General features: G+C 48.1%; 16 protein-coding genes and 1 pseudogene. 2 read left to right on the forward strand and 15 right to left on the reverse strand.

What is annotated here, in order from left to right; all coding sequences use genetic code 11:
• Window positions 1-88: 88 nt before the first annotated feature.
• The 10 genes from E7746_RS05270 to E7746_RS05315 all read right to left on the reverse strand — a co-directional run bounded on the left by E7746_RS05270 (window position 89) and on the right by E7746_RS05315 (window position 8,631).
• Window positions 89-988, reverse strand: coding sequence for an SPFH domain-containing protein (locus tag E7746_RS05270; protein ID WP_136410086.1), 900 nt, complete (start codon window positions 986-988; stop codon window positions 89-91).
• Window positions 989-1,132: 144 nt separating this feature from the next.
• Window positions 1,133-1,819, reverse strand: a complete 687-nt coding sequence (gpmA, locus tag E7746_RS05275) for a 2,3-diphosphoglycerate-dependent phosphoglycerate mutase (RefSeq protein ID WP_136410087.1) — start codon at window positions 1,817-1,819, stop codon at window positions 1,133-1,135.
• A gap of 15 nt (window positions 1,820-1,834) precedes the next feature.
• Window positions 1,835-2,824: an urea transporter gene (locus E7746_RS05280; protein WP_136410088.1), complete on the reverse strand. Its 990-nt coding sequence runs from the start codon at window positions 2,822-2,824 to the stop codon at window positions 1,835-1,837.
• 13 nt (window positions 2,825-2,837) lie between these two features.
• Window positions 2,838-3,779, reverse strand: coding sequence for an urease accessory protein UreD (locus tag E7746_RS05285; protein WP_123396647.1), 942 nt, complete (start codon window positions 3,777-3,779; stop codon window positions 2,838-2,840).
• Between the two features lie 24 nt (window positions 3,780-3,803).
• On the reverse strand, window positions 3,804-4,427 hold the full coding sequence (gene ureG / locus E7746_RS05290) for an urease accessory protein UreG (protein WP_123396648.1): 624 nt from the start codon (window positions 4,425-4,427) through the stop codon (window positions 3,804-3,806).
• A gap of 66 nt (window positions 4,428-4,493) precedes the next feature.
• A complete protein-coding gene (locus tag E7746_RS05295; RefSeq protein WP_238337340.1) occupies window positions 4,494-5,162 on the reverse strand; it encodes an urease accessory protein UreF in 669 nt (222 codons plus the stop codon).
• A gap of 50 nt (window positions 5,163-5,212) precedes the next feature.
• Complete coding sequence (ureE, locus tag E7746_RS05300; RefSeq protein WP_123396650.1) at window positions 5,213-5,866, reverse strand: urease accessory protein UreE; 654 nt, start codon at window positions 5,864-5,866, stop codon at window positions 5,213-5,215.
• Between the two features lie 97 nt (window positions 5,867-5,963).
• Entirely contained in the window at window positions 5,964-7,682 is a 1,719-nt protein-coding gene (locus E7746_RS05305) for an urease subunit alpha (RefSeq protein ID WP_123396651.1), read from the reverse strand.
• Window positions 7,683-7,703: 21 nt separating this feature from the next.
• Entirely contained in the window at window positions 7,704-8,303 is a 600-nt protein-coding gene (locus E7746_RS15420; RefSeq protein WP_123396652.1) for an urease subunit beta, read from the reverse strand.
• Between the two features lie 25 nt (window positions 8,304-8,328).
• Window positions 8,329-8,631: an urease subunit gamma gene (locus tag E7746_RS05315; protein ID WP_123396653.1), complete on the reverse strand. Its 303-nt coding sequence runs from the start codon at window positions 8,629-8,631 to the stop codon at window positions 8,329-8,331.
• A 123-nt stretch (window positions 8,632-8,754) separates the two neighbouring features.
• Between E7746_RS05315 and E7746_RS05320 the strand changes: the two genes are divergently transcribed.
• Window positions 8,755-9,678, forward strand: coding sequence for a C40 family peptidase (locus E7746_RS05320; protein WP_123396654.1), 924 nt, complete (start codon window positions 8,755-8,757; stop codon window positions 9,676-9,678).
• A gap of 18 nt (window positions 9,679-9,696) precedes the next feature.
• Here the strand turns inward: E7746_RS05320 and E7746_RS05325 are convergent, their stop codons facing one another.
• Together E7746_RS05325 and E7746_RS15380 are read right to left on the reverse strand one after the other, a co-directional pair.
• Window positions 9,697-10,356, reverse strand: coding sequence for a C40 family peptidase (locus tag E7746_RS05325; RefSeq protein ID WP_123396655.1), 660 nt, complete (start codon window positions 10,354-10,356; stop codon window positions 9,697-9,699).
• Window positions 10,357-10,512: 156 nt separating this feature from the next.
• Window positions 10,513-10,620, reverse strand: a pseudogene (locus E7746_RS15380) (Acyl-CoA dehydrogenase C-terminal domain-containing protein); the annotation flags it as partial.
• 123 nt (window positions 10,621-10,743) lie between these two features.
• On the opposite strand from E7746_RS15380, the gene E7746_RS05335 reads away from it, so the two are divergent.
• On the forward strand, window positions 10,744-12,549 hold the full coding sequence (locus tag E7746_RS05335) for an IS1634 family transposase (RefSeq protein ID WP_136409411.1): 1,806 nt from the start codon (window positions 10,744-10,746) through the stop codon (window positions 12,547-12,549).
• A 228-nt stretch (window positions 12,550-12,777) separates the two neighbouring features.
• Here the strand turns inward: E7746_RS05335 and E7746_RS05340 are convergent, their stop codons facing one another.
• From E7746_RS05340 to E7746_RS05350, 3 genes are read right to left on the reverse strand one after another with little or no spacing between them, the layout of a single operon-like run.
• Complete coding sequence (locus E7746_RS05340; protein WP_123396656.1) at window positions 12,778-14,484, reverse strand: acyl-CoA dehydrogenase family protein; 1,707 nt, start codon at window positions 14,482-14,484, stop codon at window positions 12,778-12,780.
• Between the two features lie 26 nt (window positions 14,485-14,510).
• Window positions 14,511-15,152 (reverse strand): DUF5041 domain-containing protein, encoded by a 642-nt coding sequence (locus E7746_RS05345; protein ID WP_168184304.1) that lies wholly within the window; start codon window positions 15,150-15,152, stop codon window positions 14,511-14,513.
• A 50-nt stretch (window positions 15,153-15,202) separates the two neighbouring features.
• Window positions 15,203-16,231 carry an electron transfer flavoprotein subunit alpha/FixB family protein gene (locus E7746_RS05350; RefSeq protein ID WP_136410090.1) on the reverse strand — a complete coding sequence of 343 codons (1,029 nt, stop codon included), beginning with the start codon at window positions 16,229-16,231 and terminating at the stop codon, window positions 15,203-15,205.
• Window positions 16,232-16,246 lie beyond the last annotated feature (15 nt).

Below are 16,246 nucleotides of genomic sequence, written 5' to 3' on the forward strand. Positions count from 1 at the left end.
TGACATAACAACGTTCCTGAATGCAAAAAGGTTAAGAGCCATTAACATTTATTGTCGAACCGGCTCTAACGCTTTGCGTTGCAGTTTTTCAGTTGGCTGAGGTGTTCACAACGGGCTGAGCAGCATCGTCGGCACACAGAACGACAAGCAGATTACCGATCATGGCTGCCTTGCGCTCATTGTCAAGCTTTACAACCTCTTCCTTCTCAAGACGATCGAGAGCGAGTTTCACCATCGTGACGGCACCCTCTACAATCTTTTCGCGTGCGGTAATGATTGCCGAGGCTTGCTGGCGTCGAAGCATCACCGCTGCAATTTCGGGAGCGTAGGCAAGATAGTTGATGCGGGCCTCCACAACTTCCATACCGGCCATGGCAAGGCGCTCATTCAGCTTGTGTTCGAGCTGCTCGTTTATCTCTTCGCCTCCTGAACGGAGTGTCAACAGATGCTCGTTGTCGTTCTCGTCATCGTAGGCATATTTTCCGGCAACCTCTCGAAGGGCGGCATCACTCTGGATTGACACGAATGTCTGGAATGCGAGGTTGTGCACGTTGTTGCCGCGTGACTGTGAGTCGAGATCAAACACTGCTTTATAGGTGTCCTTTATGCGCCACACGAGCACAAGTCCTATCAAAATGGGATTGCCCACTTTGTCATTGACTTTTATAGGCTCTATATCAAGGTTACGGATGCGCAACGATATCTTGCGCTTGGTCATGAAAGGATTTATCCAGTGATAGCCTGTGCGGCGGAATGTTCCCGAGTAGTTGCCGAAGAATATCAGCACGAATGATTCGTTAGGCTCCAGCATTACGTATCCGCAGGTCATGATGACCCATAAGATACCGAGCACTATTGCTGTTACCACGGCCATTGTAGAGGCATCGATGATGAGCAACACGATGCCGGCCATTATCAACAGCTGGATGAAAAGCATGACGAATCCATTGACAATAGGTCCATGGTATTCAAATTCTTTGTTTGCCATATTTAGGATGTATTAATGATTGTGTAGATTACAAATATATGTATTTAGACAATATATTCAAAACAAAATCAAATAAAAAGCACGGTATCGTGAATGATACCGTGCAACTGATTTATATCAATGGAAGCCTTGTGGTGTAAAATTCTAAATGTAGTACTCCTTCAAGACGCTGAACCGGTCGTCGAGTTCAAATATCCACGGGGCACCGGTAGGAATCTCTACTTTCATTATCTCATCAGGCGTCAGGTGCAGCAACATCATTGCAAGTGCCCGCAAACTGTTGCCGTGAGCCGCCACGAGTACGGTGTTGTAAAGATGGAGTTTCGGAGTTATTCTCTCCTCCCAGCATGGATTTACACGCTCGATGGTGTCCTTTAGCGATTCGGTTAGAGGAAGCTCTTCGTAGGCCAGTGTGGAATAACGCTCCTCATTACCGGGATATCTCGGGTCGTCGAGCGTCAGGGGCGGGGGAGCGGTGGCATAGCTTCTGCGCCAGATGTGTACCTGTTCTTCGCCATACTCTTTAGCCGTTTCGGCCTTGTTGAGTCCCTGAAGAGCGCCGTAATGGCGTTCGTTAAGATGCCAGTCCTTGATTACGGGAACCCATGCAAGGTCGAGTTCGTCGGCGGCAATCTGCAAGGTGTGGATTGCACGTTTCAGGTAGGAAGTGAAGAAGAATTGCGGCATTATTCCGGCTTCACGGAGTTTCTTGCCTGCGTTACGTGCCTCTTCGCGTCCTTTGTCGGTAAGTTCGACATCGGTCCACCCGGTGAATCTGTTCTCCAGATTCCACTGGCTTTGTCCGTGTCTTAGCAATACGATGCGTTTCATGTCAGGTGTGGTTTATCAGTGAGAACTCTTCTGGCGTGACATGCGCAGCTTGTACATAGGCAGCATGAACATCCATGTGGCGACACAGAACGGAGCTGTCAGTGTGGCAAGTCCCACGGGAGCGAAGAATGCATCCATACCCACCTGTACGAATACGGTGAACACCACGCCTGCGAGAGCGTAGAAGAACGACTTTACATTGGGCTTGTAGAATGTGCATCCGAGTGCGATACCGGTAAGCACGGGCGAGAAACCGTAAAGACCGTTGATGATACCTGCGTGCTCGGCATTGAACACGATTGCGACAAAGAGTGCCACAGCCGATGACAATGCGGCCCAGAATGCGGCCCAACGGCTGCACAGTGCCAATCCTACGAGGAAGAATATTCCGGTAACCCATGAGTTTACAAGGAATACCTGGGAGATACCCTTAAGCCAATAGATTACAAGGTCGGCAAATGTATAGGTGAGGTCGGGCGATGTAACGTTGGTGGGAAATTCAGCCACGGCTTCGCCTACGGGAGGCAATTGGCCCATGAGTCGTCCCGACAGCAGGATGAACCATGAAACGACGATAAACGGGAATGTGTAGGATGTGGTGTTAAACGGTGCAAATACATTGTTGAAGCCTCGGCGGGCTACAACAGTCATTGCCGAGCCGAAAATCAAGGCCAACCATGCCCACACGGTGTTGCCGAGGAATGTAAATACCGCACATCCCACCAGGATGCCGTTGAATCCCCAGAGTCCCTGGTCGCCGTCGCTCTTGGACTCAAAGATATATCCCATGGCTGTCGACACTACAAGTCCCACGAGGGCACCCCATGCCACAAGAGGCATGTGTTCACCGTCGGGGCCGTAACATCCCCAGAATATACCTGCCATTATTAACAGTCCTGTCCAGGCACTACCTTGAAACATCACCTGTCCGGCACCTTTAAGTGTGCCTGAAATGTAGGTCATCAGCGTACGCTGCTTGTTTCCCGAAGTTGATTCGTTATCCATAACTATGATTTATTTATCGCCAAGGGAAATCGGGTAGCAATGGCTTGCCTTTTACGACTTGACGAACTGTTGAACAAAAATTTCTTATTTTGTCTTTAACGGGCCCGGTTTCAAATCCGAGGACCTTATACAACAGTCCCGCTTCATTTGGTAATCGGGTCAAACCCACCGCCACCTTTCCGTCATCAAGAAATCCGACTTCGGTTTTGTCGTATATCTCCTGAGCTTTTTCGGGAGGTGTCAGTACTATTACATTGGCAAACATGTCGTATCGTCCCATTATGCCGAGGTTGCGCAGATCATATTCCTTAGGGTCGATTATGAATTTCTCACGGAACAGGCGAGTGCCGTCGGGACGCATGGCGTTGCAGGTTACCGACAAAATGTCGTACTTGAACACCTCGTTGTCGCGATGTTTTCGTCCGCAAGTGAATACCTCGCTATAAAACATGGTGGCCGAAGGATGGCACACGATGTCGGTATAGGTGATGTAGCGTGCGTTGCTGCACGGGATTGTATGCTCGGGAATGAATTCGAGATAACTGTCCTCCTCTAATGTGATTTTTTGATAGAGAGCCGAGAAATTATCCTTCATTTCAGCAATCTTGGTCGCTGCTCCTGTTGTGACATGGCCAAAAGAGCCTCGACGCATCTCGATATCCTGTTCGTAGCGGTCGCCGTCGACATTGGGGCCGCCCGATGATATTATATACACGACCGGCATTTCGGGCATGCCTTCATCACAATATAGCTCCTGCTGTACGATAAGCGGAGCTATGCGCTCATGGTCGCGTAATATGCTTTTACCCCAAGCGTCGATCTCGAATCCAAGACGCAGATAGCCCACCTTGCCCGGAGCGCCGATAAACATAGCTCGGGTAGGGTTGTTGTAGGGCTGCATCTCTCGCATTGATTCAAGACGCTTTATCTCGGGTGCATTTGCTACATCTTTCATAATTAAGGACGATTTTAAATTATATCAGGCTTTGTCGTGGTCAAAAAGGGCCATGGCCTTGATAAGCGAAACGAGTTCATCGATGCCTTCGCCTGTCATGCAGTTGGTAAATACAAACGGCTTGCCGGGACGCATCAGTTTTGAATCATGGTCCATAACCTCAAGTGACGCATGAACGTAGGGGGCGAGGTCGGTCTTGTTGATTACGAGAATGTCGCTTTGCGAGATGCCGGGGCCGTCCTTGCGCGGAATCTTGTCGCCTGCCGCTACATCGATTACATAGATGAAGAAGTCAACCAATGCCGGCGAGAACGTAAGGGTGAGGTTGTCGCCTCCCGATTCGATAAGAACTATATCGGTGTCGGGGAACTTTGCCTCCATCTCCTCAACGGCTGCGATGTTCATCGAGGGATCCTCGCGAACGGCGGTGTGGGGGCATGCTCCGGTTTCGACGCCTATGATGCGATCCTCAAGCAGGACGCCTTTGAGCATTCGACGCACGTGCTTGGCATCCTCGGTGGTTACTATGTCGTTAGTGATAATCAACACCTTGAATCCATCGTTGAGAAGATGGGGTGTTATTGCTTCTATAAGGGCGGTTTTGCCTGATCCGACAGGACCTCCGATACCGATTCGACAAGTACTCATGTAATAAATAGTTTTTGATTTAGTTAATAAGGATGATTATGTAATTATAATGTCGCGTTACATTGTTTAGTTCATGAACATGCGCATGTTGCCTTTCTCATGAAGTGACGCCATGATGTCCATGCCGGGAACGAATGCCCTCATGTCCTCGAAGTCGAGATTGCGCACAACTTCATAGTCACGAGCAATCAACGGAGCCATGTTGTAGGCAATCTTCTGTGTGTCGTAGTGCGACACTCTCACACAACGTAACGACGCGCCGAGAATCATGTTTATGACGCCGAATTGCTGTGAGGTGAACATCTCCTCCTCCGATATTCCGGCGCAGTGCATGGCGATGGCCTGTGCCACGGGGTAGGTGCCGGCAGTGCGTTCATTGCGGATATCATCGAGGAAACGTTGCATCGTCGAACAATCCATGATTTGTACAGCGAGTTCTGCGAGCTTTTTGCCCATTCGCAATACCATTTGCCTTGCTTCATCATTCATTTTGCAGAGTATCACCTCCTTGTCGGCCAGCAACAGTCGGTCGTAATCGTCGTTGCTTATGGCACGATAGGCCTGTATTGCCGCGATTCCGTCACTGTAGGCCGATTGGAGCGATGCTGCATGGGCATACTGGCTCAGCGTGTCGGCATCATGTACTATTTTCTCGTAAGAGGCTGTTTCAAGCCCGTTGGAGAATGAAAAGTTGCCTACCGGAAATTGCGAGTCGCTCATTTCGAGTAGTCGCATACAAGATATGATTGAAGAAGCGCTCATGGTGTAAACAAATTGAGTATTGATTAATGGTCGTGATGGTGTTCGTCGTCATGTACATGGGGATGGACATGTGTCGTCCCGTCGGGATGAGTGTGTACATGGGCGTGCATTCCGGGATCACCGTGAACATGAGCATGACTTTCCTGAGCGGTGCCGCCGAAGAGATTGCGTATCTCATGAGGGGCAAGATAGGGAATCACCTCTTTTCCGGCCTGGAACTCGTAGGTCACCTCGGGAATTGCGTGAGTGTCCATGACGCTTTTCATCACTTTCTTGTCGACGGTGAGCGGGATGTAGACTTTGGTGCCCTTTATCACGGCGGGCCAGTGCTGGTTGCCTATGGCGTGACCGAGCTCGATGCAGGTCTGTATGATTTTAAGCTTATCTTCTTTTTCGATCGCCGCAAGGTCGATGACAAACACCGGACTCAATTCGATGCGTGCCACGATGGCCGAGTTGGTGTCGGGGTCATATTCAAGGACATCGCCTTCAATGAGCTGTGTGTTGCGCTTCAACGCCACTGCACATTGTGTGCCTTTGTCGCCTGTAACTATGAATCGGCTTTTCTGGGCTGTCCATTGATCGAGGTCGAGGTATTCGACCGATGCTTTTTCAATCTTTTCGGCAAGATTCTTGTCACCGTGGATGTTGCCTATTACTTCGCTGAATATCTTCATGTCGGGTATAAATAGTTGAGTTATGCGTTGATTAAATCATCACTGCACGCTCAGTGGGGGCGTGCAGTGACTTTTATGAGAAAACAATGTGTTATCTTTAGCTGAACCAGTACAATTGAGAGAGTGCAAGCGACGGTGCCGGCGGCACGTAGGCAAGTTCTCCGTCAACATATACATAGAATGTTTCAGGATTGATCTCAATGCGAGGCATGGCGGTGTTACGAACCATGTCGTACTTGGATATCTGGCGTGTTCCATGAACAGGATAGCATATACGCTCAAGACCAAGCTTCTCAGGTACGCCTGCATCAATTGAAGCACGTGACATAAGGTTTACGCAAGTAGTCTTCAACGCCTTGCCGAATGCACCGTACATAGGACGCATGTAGACCGGTTGCGGTGTCGGGAGCGAAGCATTGGGGTCGCCCATTTGTGCCCAGTTGATAAGACCGCCCTTGATGACAAGTTTCGGTTTTGTTCCGAAGAATGCCGGTTCCCAAAGAACGAGGTCGGCCATCTTGCCCTTGGCGATGCTTCCGAGCAGGTCGGAGCAACCGTAGGTGATTGCGGGGTTGATGGTGATCTTGGCAAGGTAACGCAGTACACGGAAGTTATCGTTCTCGTCGCTGTCCTCACGAAGTTTTCCGCGGACATCCTTCATGTATGAAGCCATCTGGAATGTACGCATAAACGATTCTCCTACACGGCCCATTGCCTGAGAGTCGGATGATACCATCGACAATACTCCAAGGTCGTGGAGAATGTTCTCGGCCGACTGGGTTTCGGGTCTTACACGGCTTTCGGCAAATGCCACATCGCTCGGGATATTGGGGTTAAGGTTGTGACATACCATAATCATGTCAAACAACTCGGCCTTTGAGTTGATACCGAAAGGAAGAGTGGGGTTGGTCGATGACGGAAGCACGTTGGCCATCGAAGCCACCTTCAAAAGGTCGGGAGCGTGACCGCCACCGGCACCTTCGGTGTGGTAGGTGTGGATTGTACGGCCGTCCATAGCTGCGATAGAATCCTCTACATAACCCGATTCGTTAAGGGTATCGGTGTGGATTGCTACCTGAACATCAAGTCGGTCGGCTGAATCAAGACATGCACGTATTGCGGCAGGTGTCGAACCCCAGTCCTCGTGGATTTTGTATCCGCAACTTCCTGCATAAATCTGTTCGTCCAAAGTTTCCTTAACTGAGCTGTTACCCTTGGCAAGACATCCGTAGTTGATAGGAATACCTTCAAATGACTCAAGCATCTTGTACATGTTCCATACACCTGAGGTTATGGTTGTACCGTTGGTACCATCGGTCGGGCCGATACCACCGCCGATAAGTGTAGTGATACCGTTGGACAGACAGTTATAAGCCTGCTGAGGTGAAATGTGGTGTACGTGACCGTCGATACCTGCAGCGGTAAGGATCAGATGCTCACCTGAGATAGCGTCGGTCGACGGACCTGTAACGAGGTCGGGCGATACACCTTCCATAGTGTCGGGGTTACCGGCCTTTCCTATGCCCGCAATCTTGCCGTCCTTAATACCTACATCGGCCTTTACTACACCGAGGATAGGGTCAAGTATCGTAACATTGGTGATTACCAGGTCAAGGGAGCCTCCCTTAACCGAATAGCGGTTAGCCAAGCCCATGCCGTCGCGCAATGTCTTGCCGCCTCCGTATACGACCTCATCGCCGTATACACGCAAATCCTTTTCAATCTGTACATAGAGGTGAGTGTTGCCGAGTCGGATTTTATCACCTACGGTAGGACCGAAAAGATTGTTATATTCTTGTCGAGAAATAGTTGCCATAGTTTTAGTCAATTACAGTGATTACTTTTGATATTCCGCATCGGCTTCATCTTCGCTTACGCTCTTGAATCCATATTCATTCATTTTGCGGATGGCATGAATCTTATTGGGATAGAATGTAGGAGTATCCTGACCTCCGGTATAACCGTTGGCAAGATCGTTGAAGCCCCACACTTTGCGCTTTCCACTGTAGCTTACAAGCTCTACTTCCTTTTCATCACCGGGTTCAAAACGGATTGCGGTAGTAGCCGGAATGTTCAAGTGACATCCATAGGCTTTGGGGCGGTCAAATTCAAGATAACGGTTCACTTCAAAGAAATGGAAGTGTGAGCCAACCTGAACGGGTCGGTCACCGGTGTTGTGTACTGTTACCTTTACAGTGTAGCGGTCGGTGTTATACTCTATAGGATCCGATGCTAAATCGACTCCACCTACGGGTACATACTTCGTGGGGGTAAATCCGGGCTCTTTTTTGTCGTAGATTGGCGGTACACCGTTATAAATAGTAGTCGGAGTGTCACTTGCTTTGGGTGGATTATCCTTGCTGTAACCTTCGGCATTCAACGGAGGATTACCGGGTATTTGCCCGGCAACGTTAGCCTGATTGTTGTTTGTTGCCATGATTTTTTGTGTTTTAAAGGGTTAATTACTTGATTGGGTGGTGAATACTAACAAGGCGAGAGCCATCGGTAAACACAGCCTCAACCTGAAGCAAGGAAATCATGTCGGCTACGCCGGGCATGACATCGTCTTTAGTGAGAACATTGGAGGCTTCCACCATCACTTCCTCAACCGTCTTACCGGCACGGGCTTCTTCAAGCGCAGCCGATGTGATGTATGCAACAGCTTCCGGATAATTAAGCTTAAGTCCTTTGTTTTTACGGCGCTCAGCAATCATTCCGAGATTGAGCAACATCAATTTGTCAATTTCTTTAGGCGTTAAATGCATAATAGTAGCGAATTAAATATTCATAATATTATAACAAGATTAATTAGAAAAAGATTGATTGTGGGTAAACTTTTTTACAGAATGAAATAATTGGGCTATCTTTGCCATAAAAGAAGCTAAACAATGAATAATTCTATAATAAATAGTATATTGACTTTGTGCGTTACGTTGGCTTCATTCTCGGCTTCGGCTCAGAATTGGGCGTTACCTCATATTTCGGTAGCAAACGTGCGCACCAATCCCTCTCACAGTTCGGAACTGTCGACACAGGTGCTCATGGGTACGCCGTTGCGTGTGCATGACAGGATATCCGATGGCTGGTACTTCGTGGAAATGCCTGACGGATATTGGGGATATGTGATAGACAATTCGCTGACGGTGACCGATGACGAATACATGAAAAAGTGGCGCGACGCTCCGAGGGTAATAGTGGTAAGCGATCGTGAGGTCAAGGCCTACTCGGGCGAGAAAGATAACGTGACGGTAAGTGACCTGGTGCAAGGCGACATTATGGAAGGAAGCATCAAAAACGGAAAGCGGCGTACCGAAGTGACGCTTCCCGACGGGCGTACAGCATGGGTCGACACAAAGGATGTGATGTCGCTTGACAAGTGGAGCCGGCAGAATCCCGATGCATCGCTTGTGGTGTCTACGGCTGCAGCAGTGATGGGAACACCATATCTATGGGGCGGATTGTCGTCAAAGGGAATGGACTGTTCGGGCTTGACTAAGATGTGTTACTATCGCAACGGCTTAATATTGATGCGTGACGCATCGCAACAGGCTTTGACCGGCACTGAGGTTAATGAAGATGACTTAAAGAAGGGCGATTTGCTGTTTTTCGGAAATATGGTCACTCGGCGCGTTAACCATGTGGGTATTTATATAGGTGACGGCATATTCATAGAATCGGCCGGACGCGTGAGATTGAACCGCCTGGATGCGGTGGATAATTTCTTTTTTGCGCGTCGAATATTGGGTGGCGGCGAGTCGAAAGGCATAACCAAGGTGATTAATCATCCTTGGTACTTCAATCAGGAGAATTAGACCCCGTTTCCCAATATTTTAATCGAGGAAAGAGCTGTAGATTGAATCAATTTTAGCTTCAATAACCTCGTCGAGGTCAAATTGCATCGGCTCGTTCTCAAATTTGGGAGTTGCGGGCTTCTCCGGCTTAATCTTTTTGACGGGCTTTGAGGATGTTTTGCGTTGTACGTGACCCGATGAATGGTAGGTTGATGTGTAATATTTCTCTTCAAGTCGGCTTACGATTACGCCGCGACTTGCTGATGAATGTATAATCTGTCCGTTTCCAACATACAGACCGACATGTGACACACGTGTTTTGTCGCGTCCCGTGCAAAAGAATACGAGGTCGCCGGCATTGAGCTTGCTTTTGTGTATCGACTTGCAGAATTGTTGCTGTTCACGTGACGAGCGAGGAAGCGCTATGCCAAGCGCTTTCATGTAAACCTGCATGGTGAGCCCCGAACAATCGGTGCCGTTATAGTCCTTGCCGCCGTATTTGTAACGTGTTCCGAGCCATGTCAACGCTTCGTCGACAAGAAGCTTCTCGTCGCCGTATAACTCGGGAATTTCAATGCGGGTGTCGGCAGGTCGATTCTTGTCATAGGACGATGTCGAACCCGTCACCGATTTTGATGATTTACATCCGGTGGCAAGCAACACTGTGACTATAGCGAATATATATAATGACCTGCGCATTGTCGTTTTGGAAAATTAAGTTGACTACAACAAAATTAAATATAAAATTCATTTATTACACCATAATTCATATTTTTTAGCTTATGTAAAATGACAGTAAAAAGAGGCATCGTTGTCACATGACAGCGATGCCTCGGTATTAACAATGAAAAAATTTTATGCTTTCTTGTAAACGTTTACTTCCGAAGGAGTAAAGTTGTTGATGAATTCGGCGTGCTTTGCAACCTCGGCCTTGGCTATGTTATTGTAAACACGGGCCGAAGCGTCAAACTCGGTAGTTTGACAGTTGCATTTTCATGAATCTTTTTTGCTGGCACGCTTGCACGTGTCAAATTTTATTACTATCTTTGTAGCACCGTGTAGCAATCAACGGCAGGGCGGCATAATATGAAGCTGAAAATAACCAAGACAAAAAAGACTTCCATCCTTTATGTACAGAAGGCATACAGGGACAAGAACGGCAAAAGTACCTCAAGAATCCATGAGCGCCTTGGAACGCTTGAGGAAGTTCGTCAGAGATGCGGAGACAGAGATCCTGTTGAATGGGCCAGGGGATATATCGCCAGGCTTACGGCACAGGAGAAGGAGGGCCGGCAGGTGATAATATCACGTCTGTCGCCCACAAAGCTTATTGAAAAAGGCGAGGCTCAGAGTTGCGAGAGCGGATATCTGTTTCTTAAACGGCTGTACCATAAGGTCGGGATGGACAGGATATGCGAGGCAATCTCACGTAAACATAAGTTCGACTTCGATTTCAACAAAGTTCTGGAGCTGATGGTCTACGAACGGCTTTTGAGACCGGCTTCAAAACTAGGTAATTATCGCAGGAGCGGAAGCTATATCGAGCCTTTTGATATAGAAAAACAGCATATCTACAGGAGTCTGGATATCCTGGACAGACACGGTGAATACATCCAGAAGAGACTTTTCCTTAATTCGTCAAAGGTTGTCGAACGGGATACGACCGTCATGTACTATGACTGCACCAACTATTTTTTCGAGAGAGAATCTGCCGATCCGGACTATGTGACAGACAAAAAAGGGAACGTTCATGAACGTATACGCAAGTACGGAGTCTCCAAGGAACATCGACCGAACCCCATCGTACAGATGGGTATGTTCATCGACAACTCCGGCATGCCGGTTGCGATGTGCATCAATCCCGGCAATGCCAACGAACAGACTACCTTGATTCCAACTGAAAAGATTATAGTTGAGAAGATGGGGGTCAGCAAGATTGTAGTCTGTACAGACGGAGGTCTCTCTTCTGAAGGCAACCGGTCATATAACTCCACAGCAGAAAGATCATTCATAACGGTGCAGTCAATAAAGAAACTGGAGGATAATCTCAGGGACTGGTGTCTGGAACCGACAGGATGGAAACTTGTAAAGTCCGACACGGTACAAAAAGACAAGCGGTACCGGGATGCAGACGAGGATGAACTGGAGTTTGACCTGACTGATGCCGATACTGCCCGTTATTACGGAGACCGCACTTTTTATCGCGAGCGTTGGATTGTCAATGAAAAGACAAAGTTCTCTCAAAGATTGATTGTGACATTTTCATACAAATACCGCGACTACCTCCGATTCCTGCGTCAACGCGAGATTGACAAGGCTGACAGCAATGCACGTGGAAACAGGACATTGACCAAATCTTATAAGAGCCCTGACAGGTTCCTTTCCGAGACCTACGCCACAGAAGACGGCGAGGTTGCGGTATTCAGAACCGTCTCCCTGAATCTTGACGCCATATCAGAAGAAGAAAAATATGACGGCTTCTATGCGATATGTACGGATCTGTCTGACAATGTGACGAAAATCATCGAACTGAACCATAACCGCTGGGAGTCGGAGGATGCCTTCAGGGTCATCAAGACTGACTTCAAGGGTCGACCCGTCTTCGTCTGGACGGCGGAACACATAAGGGCCCACTTCATTGTCTGCTTTATCACACTACTGCTCTTCAGAATAATGGAAAAGGAACTGAACTATAAATACACATCCTCCGCTATAATTGAGAAACTACGGTCAATGACTATGAACATAGTCAAGGGAGAAGGCTACAAGCCTAACTTCACACGGGATGATCTTACCGATGACCTACATGCCAAAGCCGGCTTCAGACTCGACACCGAGATTGTTACTCGTCAGAAAATCAAACAGATTATTGCTAATATTAAAAAAGGTTAAATATAGATAACCCCATTCCAGTGCTACATATATAGACCCTTTTGCACATGGCTTCACGCCAATGTACAAAAGGGTTTGCTCGTTTTTGGACTGTAAAAGATGGGAAATTAAATATAAAATTCATTTATTACACCATAATTCATATTTTTTAGCTTATGTAAAATGACAGTAAAAAGAGGCATCGTTGTCACATGACAGCGATGCCTCGGTATTAACAATGAAAAAATTTTATGCTTTCTTGTAAACGTTTACTTCCGAAGGAGTAAAGTTGTTGATGAATTCGGCGTGCTTTGCAACCTCGGCCTTGGCTATGTTATTGTAAACACGGGCCGAAGCGTCAAACTCTTCGTTGCGGCTTGCATCGAGGATGAGCAGATAGCTCATGATGATGTTGCCTGCCATCTCGACAAGGCGACGGGCCATGAAGTCAAGATATTCCGAATCCTTTGCCGATGTAACTTTCTCAACTGCGGCGGCATATATGTCGGTAAGCTTAACAAGCTCGTCCTTCAACGGCAGATAAGCTTCGGCAATGTTCTCGTTCTCATAAGCGCGTATCTGGTTCAGATAGGTGCCTGTGGTCACGTGGCGTATGGCTGCCACAACCTGGAGCTGTGTAGTACCTTCGTAGATTGAGGTTATGCGTGCGTCACGATAGATGCGCTCGCAAGCGTAGTCCTTCATGAAGCCTGAACCGCCGTGTACCTGTACTGAATCGTAAGCGTTCTGGTTGCTGTATTCGCTGCCCATGCCCTTGGCCATGGGAGTGAAGGCATCGGCAAGACGTGAATACTTCTTCATCTCGGCGCGTTCGTCGGGAGTCAGTGAGCGTTCACGTGCTATGTCCTCGTAGGTCTTGTACATGTCGACAAAACGAGTGGTTTCATAGAGCAGCGAGCGTGATGCATCGAGCTTGGCCTTCATTACTGAAAGCATCTCGTAAACAGCGGGGAACTCGATAATTGCCTTTCCAAACTGACGGCGGTCACGTGCATAGTCAAGAGCTTCACGGTAAGCAGCTTCCGATACACCTACCGACTGAGCTGCGATTCCGAGGCGGGCACCGTTCATGAGGGCCATCACATACTTGATAAGACCGAGCTTACGTGAACCGCAAAGTTCAGCCTTTGCATTCTTGAAAACGAGCTCGCATGTGGGTGAACCCTTGATCCCCATTTTATTTTCGATGCGGCGAACTGTTACGCCTCCGTCATTCTTGTCGTAAATGAACATCGACAATCCGCGACCGTCCTTTGTGCCTTCCTCGCTACGTGCGAGTACAAGTGCTATGTCACCGTCGCCGTTGGTGATGAAGCGCTTCACGCCGTTAAGACGCCAGCAGCCGTTCTCCTCATCGGGAGTAGCCTTGAGCATAACGGCCTGAAGGTCGCTACCTGCATCGGGCTCGGTAAGGTCCATAGCCATGGTTTCGCCTGCGCACACGCGGGGAAGATAACGCTTACGCTGATCCTCATCGGCAAATTCATAGATTGTTTCGGCACAGTCCTGCAGACCCCAGATGTTGACAAATCCGGCATCGGCACGACTAACCATGTCGGCTGCCATGATGTAGGGTACAAGCGAGAAGTTAAGACCGTTGTAGCGGCGGGGCAGTGAGATGCCCATAAGGCCTGCCTTTACAAGAGCGTCGAGATTCTTCTGAGTACCTTCGGCATATACAACTCGACCGTTTACTACGTGAGGGCCTTCGTGGTCTACGCTTTCAGCGTTGGGTGCTACGATGTCACCACTTATTTCACCGGCGATTTCAAGGACCTTTTCATAGGAGTCCATGGCATCGTCATAGTTGAAAGGAGCGTAGTCGTACTTCTCGGCGTCGGTATAGTTACGCTCTTTCAATTTGATAATCTTACGCATCAACGGATGAGTCAGATGATGCTTAAGACTGGGATTGTCGTTATAAAAATTAGCCATTACTATTGGTTGTTTATTATTTCATGTTATTTAGGTGTCACTACAATGCCTATTACATAGTAGTGCGGTGAATTATCGACTATTTCGCTTGACAATGAACTTATCTCCTTTTCTCCGCAGCTTCGGAATATCTTGAAATCATCATCCCACCAAAATGAGCCGGCCCACACGAGTGGAGTGAAATCATTGATACGGATAGAATCCACTTTGAAGGGACGTGTATTATATTCAATCATAATGTCATCGCCCGTGTCGGGATTGTGTACCTTGCGCATTTTAAGGGATAGAGGCATGGTACCAATCTTGGGAATATCCATTAATACGGCTTTGGTGGAATCAGTGACTGAACGCAATCCGATGTTGACTTTTCGGCCTAAAGTGTATATGCCTTTTTCAGGGACAGCCATCTCTTCGGCCGGAATTATGGTATCTTTAAATTCGCTTGCCATAGTTCGATTATATAGAGCATAGGGTATCATGTTGGTCTTGAAATCGGTTTTCCCTGCCTCATATTCGCGAATTTGCAATTGAATGTAATAAGAACTGTCGGCAAGATCCGAAATATCAAAGCTTTCCAAATGGAAACCGGCATTCTCCAGCAGAGGGATGTAATCCTCAAATGAAGTCGTTTTCAAGTGCAATTCACGACCTCCGACAATGGAGGACATGATGCATAAGCAAGCAAATATAGAGATAAGTCGATTCATTCGATCAAATATTATTTTGAGTTCTTCTTGTAATATTTGATGAGTTTGGGAACGATATCTTCAACATTGCCGGTGATAACGTAGTCGGCGATGGTGTTGATGGGAGCGTTGGGGTCGTTGTTTATCGAGATGATGATAGAGCTTTCCTGCATACCTGCAATGTGCTGAATCTGTCCTGAAATACCGCAGGCTATGTAAAGCTTGGGACGAACGGTAACGCCGGTCTGACCAATCTGACGGCCATGCTCGGCAAATCCGGCATCAACGGCTGCACGTGACGCTCCGACTTCACCGCCGAGAGTGTTGGCCAATTCAAACAGAAGGTCAAATCCCTCCTTGCTTCCCATTCCGTAACCTCCGGCAACGATGATGGGTGAGTTCTTGATGTTGACTTTCGACTTCTCGATGTGACGGTCGATGATTTCAACAACAAAGTCTTCGGGGCTTACATACTTGGATGCGTCAAGATTTATGGCCTCGCCTTTGTAAGCGGGATCCTTGATCTCTTTCTTCATCACGCCTTCGCGCACGGTTGCCATCTGAGGACGGCAGTCGGGATTCACGATGGTTGCAACGATGTTACCGCCGAATGCCGGGCGAATCTGGTAGAGAAGGTCGGTGTATTCCTTGCCTGTCTTGGGATCCTTGTGGTCGCCGATTTCAAGAGCTGTACAGTCGGCGGTAAGGCCGCTGTGGAGGCATGAAGATACGCGGGGACCGAGGTCACGGCCTATGCAGGTTGCACCCATGAGGCATATCTGCGGCTTGATTTCCTTGAACAGGTTGATCAGCACGCTTGCATGAGGATTGGAAGTATAGGGATAGAGGCGTGCATCCTCAACCTTATATACAGTGTCGACTCCATAGGGATAGAGCGTTTCTTCGATTTTATCCAACTTGTCGCCAATTACGAGGGCTTCCAACTTGACACCGAGCTTATCGGCAAGTACGCGACCCTTGGTGAGAAGCTCAAGGCTCACATCGGCCACTTTGCCGTCTTCGTATTCGCAATATACGATTAAGTTATTATTGTCTGTCATGATTGTGTTGATTCT

This window comes from Muribaculum gordoncarteri (genome assembly GCF_004803695.1).
Taxonomy (GTDB): domain Bacteria; phylum Bacteroidota; class Bacteroidia; order Bacteroidales; family Muribaculaceae; genus Muribaculum; species Muribaculum gordoncarteri.

Bases quoted from the DNA above. Each gene is read 5' to 3' on its own strand.
- ureG (WP_123396648.1), bottom strand. From the start codon at position 4,427: ATGAGTACTTGTCGAATCGGTATCGGAGGTCCTGTCGGATCAGGCAAA.
- E7746_RS05295 (WP_238337340.1), bottom strand. From the start codon at position 5,162: ATGCGACTACTCGAAATGAGCGACTCGCAATTTCCGGTAGGCAACTTT.
- E7746_RS05305 (WP_123396651.1), bottom strand. From the start codon at position 7,682: ATGGCAACTATTTCTCGACAAGAATATAACAATCTTTTCGGTCCTACC.
- E7746_RS05320 (WP_123396654.1), top strand. From the start codon at position 8,755: ATGAATAATTCTATAATAAATAGTATATTGACTTTGTGCGTTACGTTG.
- E7746_RS05340 (WP_123396656.1), bottom strand. From the start codon at position 14,484: ATGGCTAATTTTTATAACGACAATCCCAGTCTTAAGCATCATCTGACT.
- ureE (WP_123396650.1), bottom strand. From the start codon at position 5,866: ATGAAGATATTCAGCGAAGTAATAGGCAACATCCACGGTGACAAGAAT.
- gpmA (WP_136410087.1), bottom strand. From the start codon at position 1,819: ATGAAACGCATCGTATTGCTAAGACACGGACAAAGCCAGTGGAATCTG.
- E7746_RS05280 (WP_136410088.1), bottom strand. From the start codon at position 2,824: ATGGATAACGAATCAACTTCGGGAAACAAGCAGCGTACGCTGATGACC.
- E7746_RS05335 (WP_136409411.1), top strand. From the start codon at position 10,744: ATGAAGCTGAAAATAACCAAGACAAAAAAGACTTCCATCCTTTATGTA.
- E7746_RS05350 (WP_136410090.1), bottom strand. From the start codon at position 16,231: ATGACAGACAATAATAACTTAATCGTATATTGCGAATACGAAGACGGC.
- E7746_RS05345 (WP_168184304.1), bottom strand. From the start codon at position 15,152: ATGTCCTCCATTGTCGGAGGTCGTGAATTGCACTTGAAAACGACTTCA.
- E7746_RS05325 (WP_123396655.1), bottom strand. From the start codon at position 10,356: ATGCGCAGGTCATTATATATATTCGCTATAGTCACAGTGTTGCTTGCC.
- E7746_RS05270 (WP_136410086.1), bottom strand. From the start codon at position 988: ATGGCAAACAAAGAATTTGAATACCATGGACCTATTGTCAATGGATTC.
- E7746_RS05315 (WP_123396653.1), bottom strand. From the start codon at position 8,631: ATGCATTTAACGCCTAAAGAAATTGACAAATTGATGTTGCTCAATCTC.
- E7746_RS05285 (WP_123396647.1), bottom strand. From the start codon at position 3,779: ATGAAAGATGTAGCAAATGCACCCGAGATAAAGCGTCTTGAATCAATG.
- E7746_RS15420 (WP_123396652.1), bottom strand. From the start codon at position 8,303: ATGGCAACAAACAACAATCAGGCTAACGTTGCCGGGCAAATACCCGGT.